At 60.0% G+C, this 3,303-nt stretch carries 4 protein-coding genes and 1 pseudogene; 3 read left to right on the top strand and 2 right to left on the bottom strand.

All coding sequences use genetic code 11. The features are described 5' to 3' along the window. Positions 1 to 129: 129 nt before the first annotated feature. From X728_RS1000000171980 to X728_RS1000000170865, 3 genes are all read left to right on the top strand, one after another. A complete protein-coding gene (locus tag X728_RS1000000171980; RefSeq protein WP_280792392.1) occupies positions 130 to 366 on the top strand; it encodes an integrase core domain-containing protein in 237 nt (78 codons plus the stop codon). 220 nt (positions 367 to 586) lie between these two features. Continuing rightward, positions 587 to 694, top strand: a complete 108-nt coding sequence (locus X728_RS1000000171975) for a BTAD domain-containing putative transcriptional regulator (protein ID WP_245266242.1) — start codon at positions 587 to 589, stop codon at positions 692 to 694. Positions 695 to 927: 233 nt separating this feature from the next. Then, positions 928 to 1,356: a hypothetical protein gene (locus tag X728_RS1000000170865; RefSeq protein ID WP_196815133.1), complete on the top strand. Its 429-nt coding sequence runs from the start codon at positions 928 to 930 to the stop codon at positions 1,354 to 1,356. 175 nt (positions 1,357 to 1,531) lie between these two features. Here X728_RS1000000170865 and X728_RS1000000168125 read toward each other — a convergent pair whose 3' ends face one another. Continuing rightward, positions 1,532 to 1,903, bottom strand: a complete 372-nt coding sequence (locus X728_RS1000000168125) for a hypothetical protein (protein ID WP_155924078.1) — start codon at positions 1,901 to 1,903, stop codon at positions 1,532 to 1,534. 829 nt (positions 1,904 to 2,732) lie between these two features. Next, positions 2,733 to 3,303, bottom strand: a pseudogene (locus tag X728_RS0136860) (hypothetical protein); the annotation flags it as partial.

Genomic DNA, 3,303 nt, shown 5'->3' with positions numbered 1-3,303 from the left:
TGTGATCGCCGCTTTTGAATAGTCATCGCAACCTCCAATGTCAGAGTGTTGCGACGACCGTTTGAATCCGCCCAGTATGCCGCCGAGGCCTACCGGCAGCTTCTCGCCAGCCATGGTCTGGCGGGTTCGATGGGCCGCAGGGGCAACCCTTATGACAATGCCAGGGCAGAGAGCTTCATGAAAACGCTGAAGGTCGAGGTGATCTACCCGATGGTGCTCGAAACCTTCGAGGAAGTCGCAGCACACCTTCCCCACTTCATCGACGAGCTCTACAACAAACGCAGGCTCCATTCGGCGCTGGGATATCTCAGCCCAAAGCAGTTCGAGGATCAACACGTCCGGCACACTGGCAAATCAGCGGCCTGATCTCCGTCCACCCGCAGGGGCGCACTCCAGGCTGAGTCAAAAGCTCCCGCAGCTGAGCCCGAAAAGTCGGTGTTTCCTGACTACATCATAAGCTTTGAGGAGCCGCAAATTCAGGTCGATCAAGCGCCACCTTGGCCTACTGGGCATATGCGCGCGGCAACGCACCTGCTGGCTATGGAGCCGCTGAGGGAGAATGTCCATCGCGCTCTGATGCGAGCCTATGCGGCCAAAGGGCCGGATCAATCTCGCGCTGAGGCAATACGAAAATTGCCGCGCAGCGTTGCAGCGAGAACTCGACCTGCAACCGAAACCGGAAACCCTCATCTGAACGAGACGCTGCGAGCGCGCCGGACGAAATCGCCGCCTGCTCCACCTCCAAGGCGTCGACCTCTCAGGTCGAGGCGGGCGGCATCTTCGGCAAGCCGCAGCGCCCCTCGGCCAACTATGTCAAATCGGCTGGGAATGCGAGTTGCGGGGCGAAACTTGCGGCGAGTTCGTGCTTGCAATGAAACTAGCGCGTACCCTGCCAACATCGACCGCAACGGTGTGCTGATCCTGAGTGTGCTGCTGGCGCTCGATCAGGCTAGCAAGACTGGCAACTACACCGTGCTGCGCGGTCTCGGTTCGCCCAATTTTCAGTCCAACAGCGGAGTTGGGCTCGGTGACATCTTTGCCAGCCTGCGCGAGCAAGAGCTCGACTTGAGCGCAGTAGCGGTGCTTGAGCCGCGAGTGACCTTGCTGCCGCAGGTCGAGCCGAACGGCACGCTGCACATGGCGGTTTTTTTTCCCATCGGTGCCGCTGCAGGCCATTTCGAGCTTTTGTTCGAACCGGCGAACCGGCAGTGGAAAATCTATGGGGTGTCGGTCAACCTCACGTCCGGTGGGCCGCAGGCGCTAGACATCCAGCGAGCAGCCGAAGCCAGCCGATACCGCACCGTCTCCGACGCACAGACGAGAGCCGTCAAGCTGAACGAACACCAGACCGATTAAGCCGAAGGTGCAATCGTGCAGCCCAACAAAAAGACACGTCGCAGGTAAATTTGCATCCTGGACCCTACGGACGCCTGAACGGTCTGGCAATACGACACGGAGACGCCTGCCTCGCGAGAGGCGGCTTGCCTGCCGACATTTCTTCTTGCTGCTCAAAGGGGAGCGTTCCACGCTTTCAGAACGCTACATCGCGCATATCACGGCGCGCTGCTGCGTCACCTCGGAGGCTATGCATTGAAGCGCGAAATTCTGCGATCGCATCTGTCTGGCGTGACAGCATCGCGATCCGCCGTTCGTAGCTCAAGATTAGTTTTGTCAGCCTGCTAAGTTGGGAAGAGCGATCTGGCGACACAGAAAGGTTCTCAATCGCCTCGTCCAGAAAGGCGGCGTTGGTGACACTGATTCTGTATCGGTTTACGAAGTCTTCTTTCTCGGCATCCAACTCGGTAGCAAACTTCTCGAAGATCATTGCCAGAAAATCGAACCGCGCGACCCCCGCAGGCCGACTAGGCGGCGGACATCTGGACTTGAAGCTGAGTATCGACATGCACACAAATCCCTCTATGGCCAGGACCCTCACTGGCGGCGTTTTTGTGAGCGCCCGTATCGCGGACGGCTTCCCTATGCCGAACATGGCTGCGGCGGCCTTGGTCGCGAATGCCTGCGCACACAAAGCAAGTCTGGTAGCCGAAAATCGCATTGGCCATGATGCCCCCGCCCCGCCCGGTTGGCAATTAGTCCTTCCGAGTAGCAACCGCGCCACAAATAGGTAGGTTGGCTGTCCCCTCAGCCGCTCGGGCCCGGCTGCTGGCGGGGGATCCTTGGCGACAGGATTAGGCAGCCGGGCCGAGCCGGGCGCTAGAGCTCCGGCGTGCCAACCTGTCCCTTGGAGCGACCATGCGCAAGGCGTTTTTCAGGAGAGAAAACTATCCCTTGAGATGGCTTCCAGAGGAGTACTACAGCATATGGAGTACTGGAGGTTTGCTGACTGGGATCAATGGTGGCGTTGCTAATTCTTGCATGCCACCCAAGGGAGATGTGAGCGAAAGGGGGCCGGGCAAGTCAGGTAGACGGAATGACTGACTTCGCCGCAACATGACGCCAGAGCAGGGATCGCCGTCGATAAGTCCAATCTCTGTCGACCTTCGCGCGGGTGGGAAGCCCGAACCGCCGGACGGCCAATCGGATGCTCCGTCGCGACGACCTCACCGCAGGAGACCACTGCAAATTATCGGCTGCCGGTCAACGAGCTAGGCTCCATCTGTCGTGTCGTACCAGACAGGTGGGCGCCAGTTGGTTTGAAACATCAGCCTCGCACGGGCTTCACGTCTTTGACCCAGTCCATGTCCACCCTCAGACCAAATGGCAAACGCCTCTCAGAACGTCTGGTTGTAAGCGCCGACATCCGGGCTGCGGCGCAGCACGGCGTCGACCGCTTCGAACATCTGCCGGCGGCGGTCGGACGATACCGGGCTTTCGACAACCACGACAAGCTCCGGCTTGTTCGACGACGCCCGTACNTCGAACATCTGCCGGCGGCGGTCGGACGATACCGGGCTTTCGACAACCACGACAAGCTCCGGCTTGTTCGACGACGCCCGCACCAGCCCCCAAGTGCCATCCTCGGCCACGACGCGCACGCCGTTGACGGTGATCAGGTCAGCGATCTTCTGGCCGGCAAAAGTCTTGCCGGCGCGCTGCATCGCCTGGAAGTCCGCCACCACCCGATCGACCACGCCGTATTTCACGTCATCGGCGCAATGCGGCGACATGGTCGGCGTGCCGAAGGTCAGCGGCAGCGCGCGATAGAGATCGGCCATCGAACTTGTGGGGTTGCGGACGAGCATCTCACATATGGCTATTGCCGTGATGAGACCGTCATCATAGCCGCGGCCGATCGGCGGATTGAAGAAAAAATGGCCCGACTTCTCGAATCCGGCGACGGCG

Origin of the sequence: Mesorhizobium sp. L103C119B0 (genome assembly GCF_000502235.1) — a bacterium.
Taxonomy (GTDB): Bacteria; Pseudomonadota; Alphaproteobacteria; order Rhizobiales; family Rhizobiaceae; genus Mesorhizobium.
The sequence above is the reverse complement of the archived record's forward strand: the minus strand, read 5'-3'. Positions and strand labels throughout refer to the sequence as shown.

Bases quoted from the DNA above. Each gene is read 5' to 3' on its own strand.
- X728_RS1000000171980 (WP_280792392.1), top strand. From the start codon at position 130: ATGGGCCGCAGGGGCAACCCTTATGACAATGCCAGGGCAGAGAGCTTC.
- X728_RS1000000171975 (WP_245266242.1), top strand. From the start codon at position 587: ATGCGGCCAAAGGGCCGGATCAATCTCGCGCTGAGGCAATACGAAAAT.
- X728_RS1000000168125 (WP_155924078.1), bottom strand. From the start codon at position 1,903: ATGTCGATACTCAGCTTCAAGTCCAGATGTCCGCCGCCTAGTCGGCCT.